This is a genomic window from Streptococcus mitis, from assembly GCF_905187535.1.
GTDB lineage: Bacteria > Bacillota > Bacilli > Lactobacillales > Streptococcaceae > Streptococcus > Streptococcus mitis_BS.
Map to the genome: position 1 here is coordinate 114,399 of NZ_CAJJIE010000028.1, position 25,184 is coordinate 139,582.

At 41.7% G+C, this 25,184-nt stretch carries 23 protein-coding genes; 13 read left to right on the top strand and 10 right to left on the bottom strand.

The genetic code is table 11. The annotated features are described in order from the left end of the window. Window positions 1-3 precede the first annotated feature (3 nt). The 10 genes from JQ841_RS04020 (at window position 4) to JQ841_RS04065 (ending at window position 13,036) form a co-directional block, all read left to right on the top strand. Entirely contained in the window at window positions 4-675 is a 672-nt protein-coding gene (locus JQ841_RS04020; protein WP_203180182.1) for a YggS family pyridoxal phosphate-dependent enzyme, read from the top strand. A gap of 9 nt (window positions 676-684) precedes the next feature. Further along, a complete protein-coding gene (locus JQ841_RS04025; RefSeq protein WP_084888721.1) occupies window positions 685-1,218 on the top strand; it encodes a cell division protein SepF in 534 nt (177 codons plus the stop codon). Continuing rightward, complete coding sequence (locus JQ841_RS04030) at window positions 1,218-1,481, top strand: YggT family protein (RefSeq protein ID WP_203180183.1); 264 nt, start codon at window positions 1,218-1,220, stop codon at window positions 1,479-1,481. Before JQ841_RS04025 ends, JQ841_RS04030 begins: the two co-directional genes overlap by 1 nt. Continuing rightward, a complete protein-coding gene (locus tag JQ841_RS04035; RefSeq protein WP_203180184.1) occupies window positions 1,478-2,263 on the top strand; it encodes a YlmH family RNA-binding protein in 786 nt (261 codons plus the stop codon). The genes JQ841_RS04030 and JQ841_RS04035 overlap by 4 nt, the downstream gene beginning before the upstream one ends. Before the next feature lie 8 nt (window positions 2,264-2,271). Next, window positions 2,272-3,147 (top strand): DivIVA domain-containing protein, encoded by an 876-nt coding sequence (locus JQ841_RS04040; protein WP_049544857.1) that lies wholly within the window; start codon window positions 2,272-2,274, stop codon window positions 3,145-3,147. A 252-nt stretch (window positions 3,148-3,399) separates the two neighbouring features. Next, a complete protein-coding gene (gene ileS / locus JQ841_RS04045; RefSeq protein ID WP_203180185.1) occupies window positions 3,400-6,192 on the top strand; it encodes an isoleucine--tRNA ligase in 2,793 nt (930 codons plus the stop codon). Between the two features lie 145 nt (window positions 6,193-6,337). Further along, window positions 6,338-7,030, top strand: coding sequence for a phosphoglycerate mutase (locus JQ841_RS04050; RefSeq protein WP_000240129.1), 693 nt, complete (start codon window positions 6,338-6,340; stop codon window positions 7,028-7,030). A 52-nt stretch (window positions 7,031-7,082) separates the two neighbouring features. After that, the gene (locus tag JQ841_RS04055; RefSeq protein ID WP_203180186.1) at window positions 7,083-9,494 is read left to right on the top strand and encodes a glycoside hydrolase family 95 protein; all 2,412 of its coding nucleotides are present in this window, start codon (window positions 7,083-7,085) and stop codon (window positions 9,492-9,494) included. Between the two features lie 130 nt (window positions 9,495-9,624). Beyond that, window positions 9,625-10,326, top strand: a complete 702-nt coding sequence (locus JQ841_RS04060) for an ABC transporter ATP-binding protein (protein ID WP_049540036.1) — start codon at window positions 9,625-9,627, stop codon at window positions 10,324-10,326. 1 nt (window position 10,327) lies between these two features. Beyond that, window positions 10,328-13,036 carry an FtsX-like permease family protein gene (locus tag JQ841_RS04065; protein ID WP_203180187.1) on the top strand — a complete coding sequence of 903 codons (2,709 nt, stop codon included), beginning with the start codon at window positions 10,328-10,330 and terminating at the stop codon, window positions 13,034-13,036. A gap of 95 nt (window positions 13,037-13,131) precedes the next feature. Here the strand turns inward: JQ841_RS04065 and tpx are convergent, their stop codons facing one another. The 4 genes from tpx to JQ841_RS04085 all read right to left on the bottom strand — a co-directional run bounded on the left by tpx (window position 13,132) and on the right by JQ841_RS04085 (window position 16,381). After that, window positions 13,132-13,623, bottom strand: a complete 492-nt coding sequence (gene tpx / locus JQ841_RS04070) for a thiol peroxidase (RefSeq protein WP_000256026.1) — start codon at window positions 13,621-13,623, stop codon at window positions 13,132-13,134. 229 nt (window positions 13,624-13,852) lie between these two features. Beyond that, window positions 13,853-14,782, bottom strand: a complete 930-nt coding sequence (gene psaA, locus JQ841_RS04075; protein ID WP_045611179.1) for a metal ABC transporter substrate-binding lipoprotein/adhesin PsaA — start codon at window positions 14,780-14,782, stop codon at window positions 13,853-13,855. A gap of 31 nt (window positions 14,783-14,813) precedes the next feature. Beyond that, the gene (locus tag JQ841_RS04080) at window positions 14,814-15,662 is read right to left on the bottom strand and encodes a metal ABC transporter permease (protein ID WP_153210127.1); all 849 of its coding nucleotides are present in this window, start codon (window positions 15,660-15,662) and stop codon (window positions 14,814-14,816) included. Then, window positions 15,659-16,381 (bottom strand): metal ABC transporter ATP-binding protein, encoded by a 723-nt coding sequence (locus tag JQ841_RS04085; protein ID WP_203176375.1) that lies wholly within the window; start codon window positions 16,379-16,381, stop codon window positions 15,659-15,661. The genes JQ841_RS04080 and JQ841_RS04085 overlap by 4 nt, the downstream gene beginning before the upstream one ends. Window positions 16,382-16,558: 177 nt before the next feature. On the opposite strand from JQ841_RS04085, the gene pepO reads away from it, so the two are divergent. Continuing rightward, window positions 16,559-18,451, top strand: coding sequence for an endopeptidase PepO (pepO, locus tag JQ841_RS04090; RefSeq protein WP_203180188.1), 1,893 nt, complete (start codon window positions 16,559-16,561; stop codon window positions 18,449-18,451). A gap of 124 nt (window positions 18,452-18,575) precedes the next feature. Here pepO and JQ841_RS04095 read toward each other — a convergent pair whose 3' ends face one another. Next, a complete protein-coding gene (locus JQ841_RS04095) occupies window positions 18,576-19,205 on the bottom strand; it encodes an MBL fold metallo-hydrolase (RefSeq protein WP_203180189.1) in 630 nt (209 codons plus the stop codon). A 123-nt stretch (window positions 19,206-19,328) separates the two neighbouring features. After that, on the bottom strand, window positions 19,329-19,592 hold the full coding sequence (locus JQ841_RS04100; protein WP_153193151.1) for a hypothetical protein: 264 nt from the start codon (window positions 19,590-19,592) through the stop codon (window positions 19,329-19,331). Between the two features lie 343 nt (window positions 19,593-19,935). Here JQ841_RS04100 and JQ841_RS04105 point away from each other — a divergent pair, with 343 nt between their 5' ends. Continuing rightward, window positions 19,936-22,158 carry a RelA/SpoT family protein gene (locus JQ841_RS04105; protein ID WP_033686835.1) on the top strand — a complete coding sequence of 741 codons (2,223 nt, stop codon included), beginning with the start codon at window positions 19,936-19,938 and terminating at the stop codon, window positions 22,156-22,158. A 29-nt stretch (window positions 22,159-22,187) separates the two neighbouring features. Then, a complete protein-coding gene (dtd, locus tag JQ841_RS04110) occupies window positions 22,188-22,631 on the top strand; it encodes a D-aminoacyl-tRNA deacylase (RefSeq protein WP_203180190.1) in 444 nt (147 codons plus the stop codon). Window positions 22,632-22,669: 38 nt separating this feature from the next. Here dtd and JQ841_RS04115 read toward each other — a convergent pair whose 3' ends face one another. The 4 genes from JQ841_RS04115 to JQ841_RS04130 form a co-directional block, all read right to left on the bottom strand. Continuing rightward, entirely contained in the window at window positions 22,670-23,083 is a 414-nt protein-coding gene (locus JQ841_RS04115; protein ID WP_203180191.1) for a hypothetical protein, read from the bottom strand. Window positions 23,084-23,101: 18 nt separating this feature from the next. Next, window positions 23,102-23,515, bottom strand: coding sequence for a hypothetical protein (locus JQ841_RS04120; protein ID WP_203180192.1), 414 nt, complete (start codon window positions 23,513-23,515; stop codon window positions 23,102-23,104). Between the two features lie 129 nt (window positions 23,516-23,644). After that, window positions 23,645-24,352 (bottom strand): nicotinamide mononucleotide transporter, encoded by a 708-nt coding sequence (locus JQ841_RS04125; protein ID WP_004255605.1) that lies wholly within the window; start codon window positions 24,350-24,352, stop codon window positions 23,645-23,647. Between the two features lie 119 nt (window positions 24,353-24,471). Beyond that, the gene (locus JQ841_RS04130) at window positions 24,472-25,122 is read right to left on the bottom strand and encodes a metal-dependent transcriptional regulator (protein WP_024057130.1); all 651 of its coding nucleotides are present in this window, start codon (window positions 25,120-25,122) and stop codon (window positions 24,472-24,474) included. Window positions 25,123-25,184 lie beyond the last annotated feature (62 nt).

Consider the following 25,184-nt stretch of genomic DNA (forward strand, 5'->3'; position numbering starts at 1 on the left):
TAAATGAATTTGAAAGAAAATACAGAACGTGTTTTTCAACAAATAAAAGATGCAAGTCAGCAGTCAGGAAGAGAAGCTAATTCTGTTTCGGTTGTTGCTGTTACAAAATATGTAGACGTACCGACAGCGGAGGCTTTGCTTCCGCTAGGTGTGCATCATATTGGTGAAAATCGTGTAGATAAATTTCTTGAGAAATATGAAGCTTTAAAAGACCGGAATATTACCTGGCATTTGATTGGTACGTTACAAAGACGCAAAGTCAAAGATGTCATTCAGTATGTTGATTATTTCCATGCTTTGGATTCATTAAAGCTAGCAGAGGAAATTCAAAAAAGAAGTGACCGAGTTGTTAAGTGTTTCTTACAAGTGAATATCTCAAGGGAAGAGAGCAAACATGGTTTTTCAAAGGAAGAACTATTGGAGCTCTTGCCAGAGTTGGCCACCTTAGATAAAATCGAATATGTCGGCTTGATGACCATGGCTCCTTTTGAAGCTAGTAGTGATGAGTTGAAAGAGATTTTTAAAGCTACGCAGGATTTGCAACTAGAAATTAGAGAAAAACAAATTCCCAATATGCCAATGACGGACTTGAGTATGGGTATGAGTCGTGACTACAAGGAAGCGATTGAATTTGGCTCAACATTTGTCAGAATTGGTTCAGCATTTTTTAAATAGGAAAGAAATATGTCTTTAAAAGATAGATTTGATAAATTTATAGATTATTTTACAGAAGATGGAGAAGATGTGGGTACTACTTATCAGCCTAAAGCTGAAGAGCCGATTGTGACTCCAGTCCCTTCTGTTCAAGAGTTGCCTCAACAAGCTGCTAGCACGCCATCTAAAGATAAAAACATCACCCGTCTTCATGCCCGTCAACAAGAGTTGGCTATGCAAAGTCAACGTTCTACTGATAAGGTGACAATTGATGTTCGTTATCCACGCAAATACGAAGACGCCACAGATATTGTTGATTTATTAGCTGGTAACGAAAGTATTTTGATTGATTTCCAATATATGACAGAAGTTCAAGCACGTCGTTGTTTGGATTATCTGGACGGGGCTCGTCACGTTTTGGCTGGTAACATGAAAAAGGTTGCATCTACTATGTACCTGCTGACACCAGTTGATGTTGTCGTTAATATTGAAGATATCAAAATCCCAGATGAATCACAAAATGGTGAATTTGGCTTTGACATGAAACGTACGAGAGTGAGATAATGCTCTTTCTCATTCGTTTTATTCAAAATGCAGTGGATATCTATTCACTGATTTTAATCATTTTTGCTCTGATGTCTTGGTTCCCAAATGCTTATGAATCACGTCTGGGACGCTTGATTATTAGTTTAGTGAAACCGATAATTGCTCCCTTACAACGTTTACCCCTTCAGATTGCAGGTCTTGACTTGTCTGTCTGGATTGCGGTATTACTAGTTCACTTCCTAGGGGAACAATTGATTCGACTTTTAGTGCTCTTTCTATGAACAAGATGATTTATCAACACTTTTCTAAGAATGATTCGTCTTTTATTGATAAGGGAGTAGAATGGATAAAAAAAGTAGAAGATTCTTATTCTCCTTTTTTAACACCCTTTGTAAATCCCCATCAAGAAAAGATTTTAAAAGTTCTAGCATCAACGAACGGCATCTCCTATATGAGCAGTCGGCAGTTTCTTGAAACTGAATATGTGCGCGTACTCCTGTATCCTGATTATTTTGAGCCGGAATTCTCTGATTTTGAACTATCCTTGCAAGAAATTGTCTACCCTAATAAGTTTGAACGCTTAACGCATGCAAAAATATTAGGGACTGTTTTAAACAAGCTGGGAATTGATAGGAAGCTATTTGGTGATATCTTAGTCAACGAAGAGAGAGCACAGATTATCATTAATCGACAGTTTATGCTCCTTTTTCAAGACGGCATTACGAAAATTGCTCGTTTACCGGTTCGTCTAGAAGAACGGGATTTTACTGAGAAAATTGCTACAGTAGAAGATTATCAAGAATTAGATATTTGTATTTCTAGTTCTAGATTAGATGTTTTTCTGGCAGGTGTCTTCAAGCTGTCTAGAAATCAGGCAAGTCAGTTAATTGAAAAACAGGCAGTCCAAGTGAATTACCATTTAGTTGAAAAATCAGATTATGCAGTTCAAGTTGGTGATTTGATTAGTGTTAGGAAATTTGGTCGATTGAAACTCGTTAGAGATAATGGGCAAACAAAAAAAGATAAAAAGAAATTAACGGTCCAATTGTTATTAAGTAAGTGAGGAAAAATATGCCAATTACATCGTTAGAAATCAAAGATAAAACCTTTAGCACACGCTTTAGAGGGTTTGATCAAGAAGAAGTAGATGAGTTTTTAGATATTGTAGTCCGTGATTATGAAGATTTGGTTCGCTCTAATCATGATAAGGATTTACAAATTAAGAGTTTGGAAGAGCGTTTGTCTTACTTTGATGAGATGAAAGATTCATTGAGTCAATCTGTATTGATTGCACAAGATACAGCAGAGCGAGTAAAACAAGCTGCAACGGAACGTTCAAACAATATTATCCAACAAGCAGAGCAAGATGCCCAACGTTTGTTGGAAGAAGCTAAGTACAAGGCAAATGAAATTCTTCGTCAAGCAACTGACAATGCTAAGAAAGTTGCTGTTGAAACAGAAGAATTGAAGAACAAGAGTCGTGTCTTCCATCAACGTCTTAAATCTACAATTGAGAGCCAGTTAGCAATTGTTGAATCTTCAGATTGGGAAGATATTCTTCGCCCAACAGCGACTTATCTTCAGACAAGTGATGAAGCTTTCAAAGAAGTGGTCAGCGAAGTCTTAGGTGACTCTGTCTTGCAACAACATCCAGAGGAAGAACCAATTGATATTACTCGCCAGTTTTCTCCCGAGGAAATGGCTGAGTTGCAAGCGCGTATCGAAGCGGCTAATAAGGAACTTGCAGAAGCCGAAGCAAGAGCTGAGCAGGAACAAGTGGTTTCACCAGCTCCGGTTGTTGAAGAAAGTCCAGCTCATCCAGTTGGTCCAATGTATGAAGAGCCAGAAGTAGCTCCAAGCCATTATTCAGGACCAACACCAGCTACTGAAGCTGTGAACTCAGAACCAGGTTTTGCGGCACCGCAAGAATCTGTTACAATTTTATAAGAAATGATCTGAGAACAATATCTTATCCTTATATTTCCAGCGAGCAGGAGATGGTGTGAGTCCTGTAATCCCTAATGCTAAGATTATCCTCTCAAAAACTCAAGTCTGAAGCTAGTAAGATTTGACGTTCCCCACGTTACGGGATAAGAGGGAGAAAGACTAAATCTTTTTCCGAATAAAGGTGGTACCACGATTTTCGTCCTTTTTGGCAGTCGTGGTTTTTAATTTGTTATTATTTATAAAGGAGATACCATGAAACTCAAAGATACCCTTAACCTTGGGAAAACAGCTTTCCCAATGCGTGCAGGCCTTCCTACCAAAGAGCCAGTTTGGCAAAAGGAATGGGAAGATGCAAAACTTTACCAACGTCGTCAAGAATTGAACCAAGGAAAACCTCATTTCACCTTGCATGATGGCCCTCCATACGCTAACGGAAATATCCACGTTGGACACGCTATGAACAAGATTTCAAAAGATATCATTGTTCGTTCTAAGTCTATGTCAGGATTTTATGCTCCTTATATTCCAGGTTGGGATACACATGGTCTGCCAATCGAGCAAGTTTTGGCAAAACAAGGTATCAAACGCAAAGAAATGGACTTGGTTGAGTACTTGAAACTTTGCCGTGAATATGCTCTTTCTCAAGTAGATAAACAACGCGAAGACTTCAAACGTTTGGGTGTTTCTGGTGACTGGGAAAATCCATATGTGACTTTGACTCCTGACTATGAAGCAGCTCAAATCCGTGTCTTCGGTGAGATGGCTAATAAAGGTTATATCTATCGTGGTGCAAAACCAGTTTACTGGTCTTGGTCATCTGAGTCAGCCCTTGCTGAAGCGGAGATTGAATACCATGATTTGGTTTCAACTTCCCTTTACTATGGCAACAAGGTAAAAGATGGCAAAGGTGTTCTAGATACAGATACTTACATCGTAGTCTGGACAACAACTCCATTTACCATCACAGCTTCTCGTGGTTTGACTGTTGGTGCAGATATTGATTACGTTTTGGTTCAACCTGCTGGTGAAGCTCGTAAGTTTGTGGTTGCTGCAGAATTACTGACTAGCTTGTCTGAGAAATTTGGCTGGGCTGATGTTCAAGTGTTGGCAACTTACCGTGGTCAAGAACTCAACCATATCGTAACAGAACACCCATGGGATACAGCTGTAGATGAGTTGGTGATCCTTGGTGACCACGTTACGACTGATTCTGGTACAGGTATCGTCCACACAGCCCCTGGTTTTGGTGAGGATGACTACAATGTCGGTATTGCTAATGGTCTTGAAGTCGCAGTGACTGTTGACGAACGCGGTATTATGATGGCTAATGCTGGTCCTGAGTTTGAAGGTCAATTCTATGAAAAGGTAGTTCCAACTGTTATTGAAAAACTTGGTAACCTCCTTCTTGCCCAAGAAGAAATCTCTCACTCATACCCATTTGACTGGCGTACCAAGAAACCAATCATCTGGCGTGCAGTACCACAATGGTTTGCCTCAGTTTCTAAATTCCGCCAAGAAATCTTGGACGAAATTGAAAAAGTGAAATTCCACTCAGAATGGGGTAAAGTTCGTCTTTACAACATGATTCGTGACCGTGGCGACTGGGTTATCTCTCGTCAACGTGCTTGGGGTGTTCCACTTCCTATCTTCTACGCTGAAGACGGTACAGCGATTATGACTGCTGAAACGATTGAACACGTGGCTCAACTCTTTGAGGAACATGGTTCAAGCATTTGGTGGGAACGTGATGCTAAGGACCTCTTGCCAGAAGGATTTACTCATCCAGGTTCACCAAATGGTGAGTTCAAAAAAGAAACAGATATCATGGACGTTTGGTTTGACTCAGGTTCATCATGGAATGGAGTGGTAGTAAACCGTCCTGAGTTGACTTACCCAGCAGACCTTTACCTAGAAGGTTCTGACCAGTACCGTGGTTGGTTCAACTCATCACTCATCACATCAGTTGCTAACCATGGCGTAGCACCTTACAAACAAATCTTGTCACAAGGTTTTGCCCTTGATGGTAAAGGTGAGAAGATGTCTAAATCTCTTGGAAATACCATTGCTCCAAGTGATGTTGAAAAACAATTTGGTGCTGAAATCTTGCGTCTTTGGGTAACAAGTGTAGACTCAAGCAACGACGTGCGTATCTCTATGGATATCTTGAGCCAAGTCTCTGAAACTTACCGTAAGATTCGTAACACCCTTCGTTTCTTGATTGCCAATACATCTGACTTTAACCCAGCTAAAGACGCAGTAGCATACGAAGAGCTTCGTTCAGTTGATAAGTACATGACGATTCGCTTTAACCAGCTTGTCAAGACCATTCGTGATGCTTACGCAAACTTTGAATTCTTGACAATCTATAAGGCCTTGGTGAACTTTATCAACGTTGATTTGTCAGCCTTCTACCTTGATTTTGCTAAAGATGTTGTTTACATCGAAGGTGCCAAATCACTGGAACGCCGTCAAATGCAGACTGTCTTCTATGACATTCTTGTGAAAATCACCAAACTCTTGACACCAATCCTTCCTCACACTGCGGAAGAAATCTGGTCATACCTTGAGTTTGAAACAGAAGACTTTGTTCAATTGTCAGAATTGCCAGAAGCAGAGACATTTGCTAATCAAGAAGAAATCTTGGATACATGGGCTGCCTTCATGGACTTCCGTGGACAAGCTCAAAAAGCCTTGGAAGAAGCGCGTAATGCAAAAGTTATCGGTAAATCACTTGAAGCACACTTGACAGTTTATCCAAATGAAGTGGTGAAAACTCTACTTGAAGCAGTAAACAGCAATGTGGCTCAACTTTTGATCGTGTCAGACTTGACCATCGCAGAAGGACCAGCTCCAGAAGCTGCCGTTAGCTTCGAAGATGTAGCCTTTACAGTTGAACGTGCTGCAGGTGAAGTATGTGACCGTTGCCGTCGTATCGACCCAACAACAGCAGAGCGCAGCTACCACGCAGTCATCTGTGACCACTGTGCAAGCATCGTAGAAGAAAACTTTGCGGAAGCAGTCGCAGAAGGATTTGAAGAGAAATAGGGTTGTTGTATGATACTAAGAAGGAAAAGGATTGCCAAACAGTCCTTTCCTTTTTGGTTTTGACTAGCTTTTTTGTGAAAAATTGTGTAAAATAGAATAGATAAACGAGGGAAAACCTCGGAAAATTTAAAGGAGAATCCATCTAATGGTAAAATTGGTTTTTGCTCGCCACGGTGAGTCTGAATGGAACAAAGCTAACCTTTTCACTGGTTGGGCTGATGTTGATTTGTCTGAAAAAGGTACACAACAAGCGATTGACGCTGGTAAATTGATCAAAGAAGCTGGTATCGAATTTGACCAAGCTTATACTTCAGTATTGAAACGTGCGATTAAAACAACTAACTTGGCTCTTGAAGCTTCTGACCAATTGTGGGTTCCAGTTGAAAAATCATGGCGTTTGAACGAACGTCACTACGGTGGTTTGACTGGTAAAAACAAAGCTGAAGCTGCTGAACAATTTGGTGATGAGCAAGTTCACATCTGGCGTCGTTCATACGATGTATTGCCTCCAAACATGGATCGTGATGATGAGCACTCAGCTCACACAGACCGTCGTTACGCTTCACTTGACGATTCAGTTATTCCAGATGCTGAAAACTTGAAAGTGACTTTGGAACGTGCCCTTCCATTCTGGGAAGATAAAATCGCTCCAGCTCTTAAAGATGGTAAAAACGTATTCGTAGGAGCTCACGGTAACTCAATCCGTGCCCTTGTAAAACACATCAAAGGTTTGTCAGACGACGAAATCATGGACGTGGAAATCCCTAACTTCCCACCATTGGTATTCGAATTCGACGAAAAATTGAACGTAGTTTCTGAATACTACCTTGGAAAATAAAAAATTGTAAGTCTAGAATTGATTTCTAGGCTTTTTATGTTAGTATGGTAGTATGATAAGGAATAAAAAACAAGATTATGTATTGGCCTACAAGAGACCAGCTTCAACAACATATAAGGGTTGGGAAGAAGAGGCTTTACCAATAGGCAATGGTTCTTTAGGGGCAAAAGTATTTGGGATTATAGGGGCTGAGAGGATTCAATTTAATGAAAAAAGTCTCTGGTCTGGTGGTCCACTTCCTGATAGTTCCGATTATCAGGGTGGAAATCTTCAGGACCAGTATGGTTTTTTAGCTGAGATTCGGCAGGCTTTGGAAAAGAGAGATTACAATCGGGCTAAGGAACTGGCTGAACAGCACCTGATCGGGCCAAAAACGAGTCAATATGGGACCTATCTATCCTTTGGGGATATTCACATTGAGTTTAGTCAGCAAGGTACGACTTTGTCTCAGGTTACGGATTACCAGAGGCAACTGAATATCAGTAAGGCGCTTGCGACGACTTCTTATGTCTATAAGGGAACGAAATTTGAACGTGAAGCTTTTGCGAGTTTTCCAGATAATCTCTTGGTTCAGCGCTTTACTAAGGAAGGGGCGGAAACTCTAGATTTTACTATAGAACTGTCGCTAAGTCGTGATTTGGCTTCTGATGGAAAGTATGAGGAGGAAAAATCTGATTACAAGGAATGCAAGTTGGATATTACTGATTCTCATATCTTGATGAAGGGAAGAGTTAAGGACAATGACCTGCAGTTTGCTAGCTGTTTAGCTTGGGAAACAGATGGGGATATTAGAGTTTGGTCAGATAAGGCTCAGATATCAGGAGCCAGTTATGCCAATCTTTTCTTGGCTGCTAAGACTGATTTTGCCCAAAATCCTGCTAGTAATTATCGCAAGAAAATAGATTTAGAGAAACAGGTTAAGGACTTGGTGGAGATAGCTAAAGAAAAGGGCTATGCCCAATTGAAATCAAGGCATATTCAGGATTACCAAGCCTTATTCCAACGTGTTCAATTGGATTTGGGAGCTGATGTAGACACATCCACTACAGATAATTTGCTAAAAAATTATAAGCCACAAGAGGGGCATGCTTTGGAGGAATTGTTCTTCCAGTATGGACGGTATTTATTGATTAGTTCTTCTAGAGATTGCTCAGATGCTCTACCAGCTAACCTACAGGGAGTCTGGAATGCGGTCGATAATCCTCCTTGGAATTCGGACTATCACCTGAATATCAATCTGCAGATGAATTATTGGCCAGCCTATGTTACTAATCTTCTAGAGACGGCTTTTCCAGTCATCAACTATATCGATGATTTGCGTGTCTATGGTCGTCTAGCGGCTGCAAGGTATGCAGGAATCGTCTCTCAGAAAGGTGAGGAGAATGGTTGGCTGGTTCATACTCAAGCGACTCCTTTTGGCTGGACGGCACCTGGTTGGGATTATTACTGGGGGTGGTCACCAGCTGCCAATGCTTGGATGATGCAAACTGTTTATGAAGCCTATTCATTTTATAGGGATCAAGACTATCTCAGGGAGAAAATTTATCCCATGTTGAGGGAAACCGTTCGTTTTTGGAATGATTTTTTACATGAGGATCAGCAGGCGCAGCGTTGGGTCTCTTCTCCGTCTTATTCGCCAGAACATGGGCCGATTTCGATTGGCAATACCTATGACCAATCTCTAATTTGGCAGTTATTTCATGATTTTATTCAGGCTGCTCAGGAATTGGGACTGGATGAGGCTTTGTTGACTGAGGTCAAGGAGAAGTTTGACTTGCTTAATCCTCTTCAAATCACTCAATCTAGTCGAATCAGGGAGTGGTATGAGGAGGAAGAGCAGCATTTTCAAAATGAGAAAGTGGAGGCTCAGCATCGGCACACTTCCCATCTAGTGGGACTCTATCCTGGAACTCTCTTTAGCTACAAGGTACAAGAGTATCTTGAAGCGGCGCGTGCTAGCCTCAATGATCGTGGAGATGGCGGCACAGGTTGGTCTAAGGCCAATAAGATCAATCTTTGGGCGCGTCTAGGAGATGGCAATCGAGCCCATAAATTATTAGCAGAGCAGTTAAAGTCATCTACCTTGCCAAATCTTTGGTGTAGCCACCCTCCTTTTCAGATAGATGGTAATTTTGGTGCTAGCAGTGGAATGGCAGAAATGTTACTCCAGTCTCATACAGCTTATCTGGCACCTCTAGCCGCCCTACCCGATGCATGGTCAACAGGTTCCGTTTCAGGCTTAATGGCACGTGGACATTTTGAAGTTAGCATGAGGTGGGCGGATAAAAAACTCTTACAGTTGACCATTTTATCAAGAAGTGGGGGAGATTTGCGAGTCTCTTATCCAGATATTGAAAAAAGTGTGATTGAAGTGAATCAAGAAAAAATAAAAGCGAAATGCATGGGGAAAGATTGTATTTCAGTGGCGACAGCAGAAGGTGATTTTGTTCAATTTTATTTTTAAGAAGGTGATAGAAGGCAGTAATTTGATACTGCCTTTTAATAAGGATTTAAGAATGTAAGCAGTTTCCAACTAGTTGAAAAAGCGTTATAATGGTAGTAGGAAGTAATTTGTTTGAGAGAGGGTGGGTCTGATGGCTTATATTGAGATGAAACACTGTTACAAGCGTTATCAGGTTGGGGACACGGAGATTGTGGCCAATCGCGATGTGAATTTTGAGATTGAAAAGGGTGAATTGGTGATTATTCTAGGTGCATCTGGTGCAGGCAAGTCAACGGTTCTTAACCTTCTTGGGGGAATGGATACCAATGATGAGGGGGAAATCTGGATTGATGGTGCCAATATTGCAGACTATAGTTCGCACCAGAGAACCAATTACCGCCGCAATGATGTAGGCTTTGTTTTTCAGTTTTATAATCTAGTTTCCAATCTAACCGCTAAGGAAAATGTGGAGTTGGCTTCAGAAATCGTGACAGATGCCTTGAATCCTGAACAGGTCTTGACAGATGTAGGTCTGGCTCATCGTCTCAATAATTTTCCAGCCCAGCTTTCTGGAGGGGAGCAACAGCGAGTCTCCATTGCACGCGCGGTAGCCAAAAATCCTAAAATCCTCCTTTGTGATGAACCGACTGGAGCCTTGGATTATCAGACGGGCAAGCAGGTTTTGAAAATTCTCCAAGATATGTCTCGTCAAAAGGGAGCGACGGTAATCATCGTGACTCACAATGGAGCTTTGGCGCCCATTGCGGATCGCGTGATTCATATGCATGACGCCAGTGTCAAGGATGTGGTGATCAACCAGTATCCTCAGGATATCGACAGTTTGGAGTACTAGCATGATCAAGCGAAAAACCTATTGGAAGGACTTAATTCAGTCCTTCACAGGCTCCAAGGGGCGTTTTTTATCCATCTTAACCTTGATGATGTTAGGGTCTCTAGCCTTAGTAGGCCTCAAAGTGACTAGCCCCAACATGGAGGCGACAGCTAATGCTTATTTAAGAACTGCTCAAACCTTGGATTTGGCAGTTATGTCTAACTATGGTTTGGATCAGGCAGATCAAGAAGAACTAGAACAGATAGAGGGAGCAGATTTTGAGTTTGGCTATTTGACAGATGTGACTATGGAAAATGGGCAGGATGCCATTCGGCTGTATTCCAAACCAGAGCGAATTTCAACCTTTCAGCTAAGAGAGGGACGACTTCCTCAGTCAGACCAGGAAATTGCTTTGGCCAGTCATTTACAAGGCCAATATCGTGTGGGACAGGAGATTAGCTTTAAAGAAAAAGAAGAGGGTCATTCCTCTTTAAAAGATCATACTTATACCATTACTGGTTTTGTGGATTCAGCTGAAATCCTCTCCCAGCGAGATATGGGCTACGCAGGCAGTGGAAGTGGGACTTTGACAGCCTATGGGGTGATTTTACCTAGTCAGTTTGATCAGAAAGTTTACAATATAGCTCGTTTGAAATATCAAGATTTAGCAGGCTTAAATGCTTTTTCAGAAGCTTATGAAGAAAAATCCAAGCAACATCAGGAAGACCTTGAACAAGCTTTGTCAGATAATGGCAAGGCACGTCTGCAACTCTTGAAAAAAGAAGGCCAAGAGTCTTTAGACAAAGGTCAAGAGACCCTTGATAAGGCTGAGACTAATCTGCAGGAAGGCAAGCGTCGTTTAGCAGCTGCTCAAGCTCGTTTACAGGCTCAGGAAAGTCAACTAGCCATGCTGCCTCAAGCTCAGAGAGAGCTGACAAGTGCTCAACTTACCCAAGCTAAGCAGGAATTGAGTAAGGAAGAGGACAAACTAAAGCAAGCTGAACAAAATCTAGTCCAAGAAAAGGAAAAATTAGACAAACATCAGCAAGTCTTGGATGATTTGGCTGAGCCCAAGTATCAAGTCTATAATCGTCAGACCATGCCAGGTGGTCAGGGCTACCTCATGTATAGCAATGCTTCAGCCAGTATTCGGGCAGTGGGCAATATCTTTCCTGTAGTGCTTTATGCCGTAGCAGCTATGGTGACCTTTACAACCATGACTCGCTTTGTGGATGAAGAGCGAACACATGCAGGTATTTTTAAGGCCTTGGGCTATCGTAGTAAGGATATTATCGCCAAGTTTCTCCTCTACGGTCTAGTAGCTGGGACTGTCGGAACAGCTCTAGGTAGCATACTTGGTCATTATTTGCTAGCCAGTGTGATTTCAAGTGTCATTACAAAAGGCATGGTGGTGGGAGAAACCCAGATTCAGTTCTATTGGAGCTATAGTATGCTAGCTCTAGGTTTGAGTTGGTTGGCGAGTGTGTTACCAGCCTATCTGGTGGCTCGGAGGGAACTTCACGACGAAGCAACCCAACTTTTACTGCCTAAACCACCTGTTAAAGGAGCTAAAGTCTTACTGGAGCGTATCGGTTTTATCTGGCGTCGTCTCAGTTTTACCCATAAAGTAACAGCACGCAATATCTTTCGTTATAAGCAGCGGATGTTGATGACGATCTTTGGTGTGGCAGGTTCTGTAGCCCTGCTCTTTGCCGGTTTGGGCATCCAATCCTCTGTAGCAGGAGTTCCGTCTAGACAGTTTCAACAAATCCAACAGTATCAGATGATTGTCTCTGAAAATCCTAGTGCGACCAATCAGGACAAGGTAGAGCTAGAAGAAGTCTTGAAAGGGCAGGACATCCAAGACTACCAGAAAATCTATTCTAAAACGCTAGACAAGGATTTCAAAGGCAAGGCTGGTCTTCAGACCATTACCCTTATGATGACAGAGAAGGAGGATTTGACTCCCTTTATCCATCTGCAAAATCATCAGCAGGAGCTGACATTAAAAGATGGAATCGTTATCACAGCTAAACTAGCCCAGTTGTCAGGTGTTAAGGTTGGACAGACTTTAGAAATTGAAGGTAAGGAGCTAAAGGTTGCTGCCATTGCTGAGAACTACGTTGGCCACTTTATTTATATGAGTCAAGCTAGTTATGAGCAACTTTATGGTCATCTACCCCAAGCCAACACTTATCTGGTTAGGCTAAAGGATTCTGGTGCGACTAGTATCGAAAGGCAGGCAGGCTTGCTTATGAATCAAGCTGCGGTGTCCAGCGTTGTCCAGAATGCTTCAGCCATTCGGCTCTTTGACTCTGTCGCTAGCTCACTCAATCAGACCATGACTATCTTGGTTATTGTGTCGATTCTATTGGCTATTGTTATCCTCTACAATCTGACTAACATCAACGTGGCTGAGAGAATCCGTGAACTTTCTACTATCAAGGTTCTCGGCTTTCATAATAAGGAAGTCACACTCTATATTTATCGTGAGACGATTGTCTTGTCTCTTGTGGGAATCGTACTTGGTTTGGTCTCAGGTTTCTATTTACACCAATTTTTGATTCAAATGATTTCGCCTGCGACTATTCTCTTTTATCCGCAGGTAGGCTGGGAGGTCTATGTGATCCCAGTAGCAGCAGTAAGCACCATTTTGACCCTGCTTGGTTTCTTTGTCAATTATCATCTGAGAAAGGTTGATATGTTAGAAGCCCTGAAATCTGTAGAGTAAGCTAGTTGTTTTTAGTAGCTTGAACTTATATTTACTCGTAAACAAAAATCCTCCGTTTCAAAGAGCAGGAAACTCTTTGTGACAGAGGATTTTTTCTATAGGGCTTTAGCTGCTGCAATTGCGGCTTCGAAGTTTGGTTCAGAGTTGATATTGTCCACGTATTCAACATAGCGAATCGTATTGTCAGTATCGAGGACAAAGACTGCGCGTGCCAATAGATGCCACTCATTGATTAAGAGGGCATAATCACGTCCAAAGGAATGGTCGAAGTAGTCTGAGAGCATGATAGCATTTTCAATGCCTTCAGCACCGCACCAACGTTTTTGGGCAAAAGGGAGGTCCATGGAAACAGTCAAGACGACTGTATTATCCAGTCCAGCCAGTTCTTCATTAAAACGACGCGTTTGAGTTGAGCAGATACCTGTATCGATAGAAGGAACGACACTCAAGACTTTTTTCTTGCCATCAAAATCAGCTAGAGATTTTTTAGAAAGGTCTGTTGTAGTGAGTGAAAAATCAAGTGCCTTGTCGCCGACTTGTAGTTGTTTACCTGTAAAGCTCACAGGATTTCCGAGGAAAGTTACCATAAGATACTCCAATCTTTTTTCTTCCATTTTAGCTGAAACGGTCAGAATTTTCCAATGATTTGACTGGAAATGTGAGCATAGAAAAAACGTCAATTCGGAAAAGAATGACGTTTTTCAGAGGCTTATACTCAATGAAAATCAAAGAGCAAACTAGGAAGCCTAGCCGCAGGTTGTACTTGAGTACGGCAAGGAGACGTTGACGTAGTTTGAATTTGATTTTTGAAGAGTATTATTTTGCCAATCCTTCAGCAATCTTATCAAGGTTGTATTTCATCATGTTGTAGTAGCTGTCGCCTTCTTTACCTTGTTCTGCGATAGAGTCAGTAAAGATTTGTGCGTAGATTGGGATGTTTGTGTCTTGTGAAACAGTCTTCATTGGACGGTCATCCACACTAGATTCTACAAAGAGGGAAGGAGTTTTTGTTTGGCGAAGTTTTTCAACCAAGGTCTTGATTTGGTCAGGTGTTCCTTCTTCTTCAGTGTTGATTTCCCAGATATAGGCACTTGGGACACCGTAGGCTTTAGAGAAGTATTTGAAGCATCCTTCGCTGGTTACAATGAGTTTTTTCTCAGCAGGGATGTTGTTAAATTTCTCCTTAGCTTCCTTGTCAAGTTTGTCTAGCTTATCAGTATATTCTTTAAGATTTTTTTCGTAGAATTCCTTGTTGCTAGGGTCTTTAGCGCTCAATTGTTTTGCGATATTTTTAGCAAAGATCATACCGTTTTCAAGGTTAAGCCAAGCGTGTGGGTCTTCTTTGCCTTTTTCGTTTTGACCTTCAAGGTAGATAACATCAACGCCTTCGCTGACTGCAAAGTAGTCTTTGTTTTCAGTTTTCTTGGCATTTTCTACCAATTTTGTAAACCAAGCATTGCCACCTGTTTCAAGGTTGATACCGTTATAGAAAATCAAATCAGCTTGAGATGTTTTCTTAACGTCTTCAGGAAGTGGTTCGTATTCGTGTGGGTCTTGACCAACAGGAACGATACTGTGAAGATCAATCTTGTCACCAGCAATATTTTTAGTAATATCAGCGATGATTGAGTTTGTAGCAACAACTTTTAGTTTTTGACCAGAAGCTGCATCTTTTTTTCCACTAGTACATGCTACAAGAGCGATGACGGAAAGAAAGAGAACGAGTAATGTACCTAATTTTTTCATTAGATCCTCCAATTTATTGGGGTTTTGCCCCTTATTTTAACAAATGTTTATTTTTCAGTTTCAAATATCGTTGTTTTGGAGCGATAAAGAAGCTAATGAGAAAGAAACTAGCAGCTGTAAGCACGATACTAGAACCTGCCGCAACGTTAAAGCTATAACCGATAAAGAGTCCCAAAACTGAAGCTATCGCTCCAAAGGTTGAGGAAAGGAAAATCATGCTTTTCAGGCTATTAGCATATAGATAAGCAGTTGCAGCTGGGGTAATCAGCATGGCTACAATCAGGATAGTTCCGACACTTTGCATGGCTGTCACAGACACGAGAGTCAAGAGTACCATGAGAAGGTAGTGATAGAAATTGACAGGCATTCCCATGGCTTTAGCCAAGAGTTCATCAAAGGATGTTATCAAGAGTTGCTTGAAGAAAATCCAGATTAACAAGAGAATGGCTGCACCAACACCCATAGTAATAAACATATCCGTATCTTGGACGGCTAGGATATTACCAAAAAGGATATGGAAAAGGTCAGTTGAACTTTTAGCGACACTAATCAAGATGATACCGAGGGCTAAGAAAGAAGAAAAGGTAATGCCGATGGCGGTATCGCTTTTGATAATCGAGTTCCCCTTGATGTAGGTAATGATGATGGCAGCTAGCAATCCAAAGACAATGGCTCCGATAAAGAAGTCAAGGCCCAAGATGAAGGAGAGGGCTACACCTGGCAAGACAGCATGTGAAATGGCATCTCCCATGAGTGACATCCCGCGTAGAATGATGAAACATCCTACAGCTCCAGCTACGACCCCGACGACAATGGCTGTTATCAAGGCATTTTGTAAGAAATGGAATTTTTGTAATCCATCGATAAATTCTGCAATCATAGGTCACCTCCATTGAAAAAGAGTCGATTACCGTAAGCTTCTTTGAGATTGGCTTCGGTAAAGGTTTCTTTGGTTGGACCAAAGGCAATCACTTCTCGATTGACAAGCAAGACTTGATCGAAGTAGTGGGGAACCTTGCTGAGGTCGTGGTGGACGATGAGAACCGTCTTCCCAGCTTTTTTCAAATCTCTCAGCGTATTCATGATGATTTCCTCACTGACAGAGTCAATCCCAACAAAGGGTTCATCCAAGAGGATATAGTCAGCTTCCTGTACCAAACATCTGGCAATCAAGACTCGCTGGAACTGACCTCCAGACAGTTGACTGATTTGACGTTCAGCGTAGTCAGCTAGACCGACAATTTCAAGGGCCTCTTGCACTTTCTTCCAATGTTTAGCATTTAAACTGCGAAAGAGAGGGATAGAGGGGAAGAGTCCTAGAGAGACGCATTCCTTGACCTTGATGGGAAAGTTGTAGTCGATATTGATTTTTTGTTCGACATAGGCGATTCGATGTAAGGATTTTTTAACTTCCTTGTCATCGAGAAATGCCTGACCTTGATGTGGGATAATTCCCAGCATACCTTTTAATAATGTTGATTTCCCAGCGCCGTTTGGACCAATGATACCGGTAATTGTTGGTCCATGGAGCGCTAGTGAAATATCCTTAAGTGCCAACGTTTCTTTGTAGGAGACACTGAGGTTTTCGATACGTATCATACAGTTGTATTCCTCCTGTCTCTTAATATACCTTAAAAAAAAAATTAAGTCAAGTTAATTTTTGAAAAAATTAAAATAATAACTGAAAAACAATAGAAAATATCAGTTCATTTTTAATTGCATTCCCAGGTAATTTTTGTTAAGCTAAAAGCAAGTACAAATGAAAGCGAGAACAAGATGACACGTTATCAAGATGATTTTTATGATGCAATCAATGGAGAATGGCAGAAGACAGCTGAAATCCCAGCAGATAAGTCTCAAACTGGAGGTTTTATTGATTTAGACCAGGAAATTGAAGACCTGATGCTGGCGACAACAGACAAGTGGTTGGCAGGTGAAGAGGTACCTGAGGATGCTATCTTGGCAAACTTTGTCAAATACCACCGCCTAGTTCGTGATTTTGACAAGAGAGAAGCTGACGGTATCACACCTGTCTTACCACTCCTTAAAGAATTCCAAGAATTAGAGACTTTTGCGGATTTTACAGCTAAACTAGCAGAGTTAGAGCTTGCAGGAAAACCAAACTTCCTTCCGTTTGGTGTATCGCCAGACTTTATGGATGCTCGAATCAACGTTCTGTGGGCTAGTGCTCCAAGCACGATTTTGCCAGATACGACCTACTATGCAGAAGACCATCCTCAACGCGAAGAACTCTTGACTTTGTGGAAAGAATCTAGCGTAAATCTCCTCAAGGCTTATGATTTCTCTGATGAAGAAATTGAAGACTTGCTAGAGAAAAGACTTGAATTGGACCGTCGAGTTGCGGCAGTGGTGCTTTCTAATGAAGAAAGTTCAGAATATGCTAAACTCTATCATCCATATGCTTATGAAGATTTCAAAAAATTCGCGCCTGCCCTACCTTTGGATGACTTCTTCCAAGCCGTTCTTGGACAAGTGCCAGACAAGGTTATCGTAGACGAGGAACGCTTCTGGCAAGCTGCAGAGCAATTCTATAGTGAAGAAGCATGGCCTCTTCTCAAGGCAACCTTGATTTTGAGTGTTATCAATCTTTCAACCAGCTATTTAACAGAAGAAATCCGTGTCTTGTCAGGTGCCTACAGTCGTGCGCTTTCTGGAGTTCCAGAGGCTAAAGACAAGGTTAAGGCAGCCTACCAGCTAGCACAAGGTCCATTCAAACAAGCATTGGGACTCTGGTATGCCCATGAAAAATTCTCTCCAGAAGCCAAGGCAGACGTGGAGAAAAAAGTAGCAACCATGATTGACGTCTATAAGGAACGCTTGGCTAAAAATGACTGGCTGACTCCAGAAACTCGTGATAAGGCCATTGTTAAACTTAATGTCATCAAGCCTTATATTGGTTACCCAGAAGAATTGCCAGAACGCTACAAGGACAAGGTAGTGGATGAGACTGCTAGCCTTTTTGACAATGCTCTTGCCTTTGCGCGTGTGGAAATCAAGCACAGTTGGAGCAAGTGGAACCAGCCTGTAGACTACAAGGAGTGGGGTATGCCTGCTCATATGGTCAACGCCTACTACAATCCACAGAAGAACCTGATTGTCTTCCCAGCAGCTATTTTACAGGCGCCTTTCTATGACTTGCATCAGTCGTCTTCTGCTAACTACGGTGGTATTGGTGCAGTTATTGCCCATGAAATTTCTCACGCTTTTGATACCAACGGAGCTTCCTTTGATGAAAATGGTAGTCTCAAGGATTGGTGGACAGAGAGCGACTATGCTGCCTTCAAGGAGAAAACACAAAAAGTTATTGACCAGTTTGATGGACAGGATTCTTATGGTGCAACCATCAACGGTAAATTGACTGTATCAGAAAACGTGGCTGACTTGGGAGGAATCGCTACAGCTCTTGAAGCAGCTAAGCGAGAACCAGACTTCTCCGCAGAAGAATTCTTCTACAACTTCGGTCGCATCTGGCGCATGAAAGGTCGTCCAGAATTTATGAAACTCTTGGCTAGCGTAGATGTGCACGCGCCAGCCAAACTCCGTGTCAATGTGCAAGTGCCAAACTTCGATGATTTCTTTACAACCTATGATGTCAAAGAAGGCGACGGTATGTGGCGTTCACCAGAAGAGCGCGTGATTATTTGGTAATGCAAAAAATCAAGTCATCAGAAAAAGGCATCCAATCAGGTGTGAAAACCTTGATAGGATGCCTTTTAGAATGGAAAGACTTGTCGAATAGTTTACTTAAATTGTGATATACATCATCATCTTGCTAGAAAAAAGGATTGAAAGTTTTTTCGTGGGCGATGGTCGTAGCTGGACCATGCCCTGGATAGACATCGTAGTTTGGTAGGGTGAAGAGTTGGGTCTGGATACTATGAAGGAGTTGTTCCATGCTACCAGTTGGAAGGTCGGTTCGTCCGATGGTTTCACGGAAAAGAGCATCTCCTGTCAAGACTAGGTGAGCATCAGGAAAGACGATAGAAACGCCGCCGATAGAGTGACCTGGTGTTGGCAAGACAGTGAAACGAAATTCCTCTAGTTGGTATTCTTCGTGAAAGATAAAGGTGCGTTCAGCCGGTTTTGCGACCACATCTGCCATATCATCGTGGCGAGGAAGCCCAGAGAGATTATCGACAGGAGTGTAGAGCCAGCTGGCTTCACTCTCTGCAATATAGACCGGAGGATTGCCAAAAGTTTCGCGAACCAAGTCCAGACTCATGATATGGTCATAATGGGCGTGGGTCAAGAGAATAGCGCAGATCGGTTTGTTGATCTTCTCGATTGTCTGACGAATAGCGTCCCAATCGCTACCAGGATCTACCACAATGACGTACTTTTCACCTTCCAGGTAATAGGTGTTTTCATAGGCAACAGGATTCACGGTTTTATGGATTTTCATATTAGCTCCAATCTCAAAGAATGTACTAAGATAAGTATAGCACAGTTAGGGAGAATAGGTAAGGATTTAGAATGAACTTAAAAACCAGCATGACTGGATGAAGACAGGCTGGTTATCAATTTATCAATATTGGAGAGGTGTCAATTGCCCTTCATAGGTTGCATAAACTCCGTCATTAGCTTGTTTGATAGATGTGATGTTTAGAGTGCCACCGTAGTTGGCTTCTCGTTTATCGCTATATTCACTATAAGTTATCCTATTGGGCAGGTTCTGGTCGTTAGCATAGTATTGAACGACTGTTTTTTTATAGCCTTGCTGGCTGAATAGAAACAGGCAACTAACTCCTAACACTAGGAGAGCAAAGATAGAAATAGCAGTTTTTTTCATAGGTGTTCTCCTTATAAACTAAAGGATAAAAGAAAGTATCTTGAGGATTTTTAATTCCAAAATCCAGTCAAGGTACCAGTGTATGTGACACGAGTTCCACCGTTTATCTTTCGTATATTCAATGGAATTGGGGAAGTCAGAAAGTCTTTCGGTTACAATATGGTTTCCGTTCTTCTATCTCTCCTTCTATCACCTAAGTTTAAAATCTAACTTCGTAATATATTATAGACTAATAATTCAGAATTATCAAGCAATTCTGAATTATTTTTTCTTATTCTGTTCCAATCTAGTTTTCATATTCTTAAAAAAGTGATAAAATGGTAGGAAGAATTGGAGAGTAGAAATGCCGAAAGAAGTGAATTTAACAGGCGATGAAGTTGTCGCTTTAACACAGAAATATTTATCGGAAGAGGATGTGGCTTTTGTCCATAAGGCCTTGGTTTACGCCGTTGAATGCCATAGTGGTCAATATCGTAAATCAGGTGAACCTTATATCATTCACCCTATCCAAGTGGCAGGTATTTTAGCTAAGCTCAAGCTGGATGCTGTAACGGTTGCTTGTGGTTTCTTGCATGATGTGGTGGAGGATACTGATGCGACCTTGGACGATTTGGAAAGGGAGTTTGGTCCTGATGTGCGCGTGATTGTCGATGGAGTTACCAAGCTCGGTAAAGTTAAGTACAAGTCTCACGAAGAGCAGTTGGCTGAAAACCACCGCAAGATGCTCATGGCCATGTCTGAGGACATCCGTGTTATCTTGGTCAAACTGTCTGACCGCTTGCACAATATGCGGACGCTTAAACATCTTCGAAAAGACAAGCAGGAGCGCATTTCCAAAGAAACTATGGAAATCTATGCACCTCTTGCTCACCGTCTGGGGATTTCTAGCGTCAAATGGGAATTAGAAGATCTATCTTTCCGTTATCTCAACCCAACGGAGTTTTACAAGATTACCCATATGATGAAGGAAAAACGCAGAGAGCGTGAAGCCTTGGTGGATGAGGTGGTCACAAAATTAGAGGAATATACGACAGATCGTCATCTAAATGGGAAGATTTACGGTCGTCCCAAGCATATTTACTCGATTTTTCGCAAAATGCAGGATAAGAGAAAGCGTTTTGAGGAAATCTATGACCTGATTGCTATTCGCTGTATTTTAGATACCCAAAGTGATGTTTATGCCATGCTTGGTTATGTGCATGAACTTTGGAAACCAATGCCAGGTCGTTTCAAAGACTATATCGCTAACCGCAAGGCCAATGGCTACCAGTCTATCCATACGACTGTTTATGGGCCAAAAGGACCGATTGAATTCCAGATTCGAACCAAGGCCATGCATGAGGTGGCTGAGTACGGGGTTGCGGCTCACTGGGCTTATAAGAAAGGCATTAAGGGGCAGGTTAACAGCAAGGAATCAGCTATTGGGATGAACTGGATTAAGGAGATGATGGAGCTCCAAGACCAGGCTGATGATGCTAAGGAATTTGTGGATTCTGTTAAGGAAAACTATCTGGCTGAGGAGATTTACGTCTTTACCCCAGATGGAGCTGTCCGTTCCCTTCCAAAAGATTCAGGACCGATTGACTTTGCCTATGAAATTCATACCAAGGTCGGTGAAAAAGCAACTGGTGCCAAGGTCAATGGCCGTATGGTTCCACTGACAACCAAGCTCAAAACAGGGGATCAGGTTGAAATTGTCACCAACCCTAACTCCTTTGGACCGAGCCGTGATTGGCTCAATATGGTCAAGACCAGCAAGGCGCGTAACAAGATTCGTCAGTTCTTTAAAAACCAAGATAAGGAATTGTCTGTCAATAAGGGTCGTGAAATGCTGATGGCCCAGTTCCAAGAAAATGGCTATGTGGCCAATAAATTCATGGACAAGCGTCATATGGACCAAGTCCTTCAAAAGACCAGCTACAAGACAGAAGAATCCCTCTTTGCGGCCATTGGTTTTGGAGAAATCGGTGCTATTACTGTCTTTAATCGTCTAACTGAGAAGGAACGTCGTGAGGAAGAACGTGCCAAGGCCAAGGCTGAAGCAGAGGAACTTGTCAAAGGTGGCGAGATCAAGGTTGAAAATAAAGAAACCCTCAAGGTCAAGCATGAGGGTGGTGTGGTCATTGAAGGTGCATCAGGCCTCCTAGTGCGGATTGCTAAGTGTTGTAATCCAGTGCCTGGTGACGATATTGTTGGCTATATTACCAAGGGGCGTGGTGTGGCTATTCACCGTGTGGACTGTATGAACCTGCGTGCCCAAGAAAACTATGAGCAACGTCTCCTTGATGTGGAATGGGAAGATCAGTACTCTAGCTCAAATAAGGAGTATATGGCTCATATCGATATTTATGGACTCAACCGTACAGGACTGTTGAACGATGTACTACAAGTTCTTTCAAACACAACTAAGAATATCTCAACAGTCAACGCTCAACCAACCAAGGATATGAAATTTGCTAATATCCATGTGTCCTTCGGCATTGCCAACCTCTCGACGCTGACTACGGTTGTGGACAAGATCAAGAGCGTGCCAGAGGTTTATTCTGTCAAACGGACCAACGGCTAATTGTCCTAGTTCTTACTAGAAAGGCTATTATGAAAATCATTATCCAACGAGTTAAAAAAGCCCAAGTGAGTATCGAAGGTCAGGTTCATGGGAAAATCAATCAGGGGCTTTTATTGCTGGTTGGTGTTGGACCAGAGGACCAAGAGGAAGATTTGGACTACGCTGTGAGAAAGCTTGTCAATATGCGGATTTTTTCAGATGCAGAAGGCAAGATGAACCTGTCTGTCAAAGATATTGAGGGAGAAATCCTCTCTATTTCTCAGTTTACTCTCTTTGCGGATACTAAGAAGGGCAATCGTCCAGCCTTCACAGGTGCAGCCAAGTCTAATATGGCATCAGACTTCTATAATGCTTTCAATCAAAAATTAGCACAAGAAGTTCCCGTTCAGACAGGTATTTTTGGAGCGGATATGCAGGTTGAGCTGGTCAATGACGGACCAGTCACCATTATCCTTGATACTAAAAATAGATAAGAAAGACCAAGCCCAGCCGGCTTGGTTTTTCTCATCTATCATAAAATACTCCAAAATAAAATCTGTTTCTGATAGGCCTTTGGGAAATCTTGTTTCAGGTTTTGGCTTATGCGATAGGAAGGGATGAGATGACCTAGGATTAGGAGAGTTCCCTGAAGAAAAAGTGGTATACCACTTAAACATATTAAAGAGAGAATTATCAGGCTATCCCATAGGAGGATTTGTAAGGCAAAACGCCAGAATCTCGGTCTAATCTGGGAATAGAGTTGACTGAAGTGGTCACAAAGTTGGTTAGAAAGATAAGTCAATAGCACAGGATGAAAGAAAATGAGCCAACCGCTATAAATCAACATCCAATCCCAAGTAAGCCCCTTTTTAAATGCCAAAAATGCCAGCATGATTCCATCAATGACAAGGAGTTGAATGGTTTTGATGAAGATGATTTTTTTCATGCTAAAACCTCCTTTTCCTTATAGACACTCCCATAAAGAGATGTGTTTGTCGTAAAAATCTGGATAGTTTTCTCTTAGGTGGTCAGCCGTCATATAATAAAAAGTAGAATGGCAAGCAGTGATGATTGGCATAAGAGAGTAAAAACGCTGAGAACTAATGAAGGCTAAGAGGACAAAAAATAGAAAATCAATGGAGAGAACCCCTAAATAGTAGAAGCGAATCTTTTTATTGATTTGAGGATAAATCTCAGCGAATTGATGTTTGAGTCGGACAACCAAGCGAAATAACAGGAGTCCTTGAGTAAGGAGGAAAATAAAACCAGATAGCAAGAGCCACTCCAAAGATGTCTCGGGTCTTTTGTTAAAAAATGCGAATAGTAGCAAATCAATGATTGCAATTGCTGTAAAATGGATTCTAAAGAGTTTTTTCATAAGATGACCTCCCTCTTTTATCTAACTTCATTCTACTCCAAAAGAATGGGAGTTACAAGTAAAATGATAAAAATAGCAGAAGGGAGATTCTCTTAAGTCGACTTGTTTTTTTATTTAAGTTTTCTTCTATTATCTTACTTCTTCATCATTCCAGACAAATAAAGCTCCGATTGCATTGAGGATATAAAAGATGTATTTTCCGATATTGGCAAAATTTCCTTGAATACCAGCTTTTGTCAGCTGAACGAAATTGTAAATCAACCAAAAGCCCCACTGAGTTGTTAGTTTCAATGCGTTAAAAGCATTGGCAATGAGTGAGAGTGCAAAGGCAATGGTTGTTACATAGGCAAGGAGATTCATCTTTCCTCCATAGCCGATAAAGTTTGTCACAAAGGCAAAGAGGAAGGCGATGATGGAAATGATGATGGCCGCCAATTTTAGCTGTTTTTGGCTCATTTGGTTGGGTCTGCCTTCTTGCGAAGCTTCCCATTTCTTAATAGCAAAGGTATAAATGAGGAAGGTGACGGGATAGGTAATGATGGCCGCCTTATTTCCAAGGATATAATCAATAGCACCGGACAAAATGGTATTAACAATACCAAAGTAATTTCCCCATTTGCTTAATTTCCCCGTGAAACGAGTGGATAACATGGAAATCCCAACGTTGGTTACGGAAATCAATCCAAAGGGAACAAGAGCTGTCCATGGTCCCCAGTCTACGAATTTGTCGAGACGGGAGTTGAGGTAACCAGATGCAATCGCAATCCCAACGACCAAAGCAACCCCGAAGAGGTCAAACCATTTAGATGTCGCAAAAATTTTTAGTGATTTTTTCATAGGTTAAGGTATCTTTCTTGTTTTTTACATCGATTTTATAATAAAATGAAAGCAAAATCAAATGATAAAAATAAAACCCTGAAAATTAAACTTTCAGGGTTAGTGGGGGACTTGAGAAATTAGTTGATTTTCTCGACATAGAGTTGTTTAGCAATGTCCATATTCACTTGTAAATCTTCATTTTTAGTGAGGATAGTGAAGGCATTGCTGAAGCCATCAAACTGCTTGACTTGGAGCGGATCACCGATGTGAAGTGAGTGCTTGTCCAGATAACTGAGAATGTCAAAACTATCGTGCACCCGAGTCAGACGGTAGGATCCAGCTTCCTTGATATCCGCAAGGGGCAGGTTATTGATTTCAACTAGGAGTTCTCCCTTGGCAGGAATGGTTCCTCCGTGGGGGCAGGTCTTGGGGAATCCTAGTAGTTTATCTAGTCTTTCCACGAAGAGGTCAGAGACAGTATGCTCTAAGACCTCAGCTTCCTCGTGAATCTGGTCACTCGTATAGTCTAAATGATGAACTAGAAAAACTTCAATCAAGCGGTGCTTACGATAGAGCTCAGAGACCAGTTTGAGTCCGAGGTCTGTCAGTAGATAGCCACATTCCTTGTCCTTAAGGATGAGATTTTCACTTTTCATCCGTTTAATCATTTCAGTTACGGCAGGGGGAGAGACTTGCATGCGGGCCGCAATTTCTTTGTTGGTAATTTTATGCAGGTCTATGCCGATTTCATAAATACATTTTAGATAATCTTCTTTATTCGGGGTCATTCGCTTCCTCTTGTCTAATATCTTTATCTAGTATATCAAAAAAAGCTAGATTTCTCTAGCTG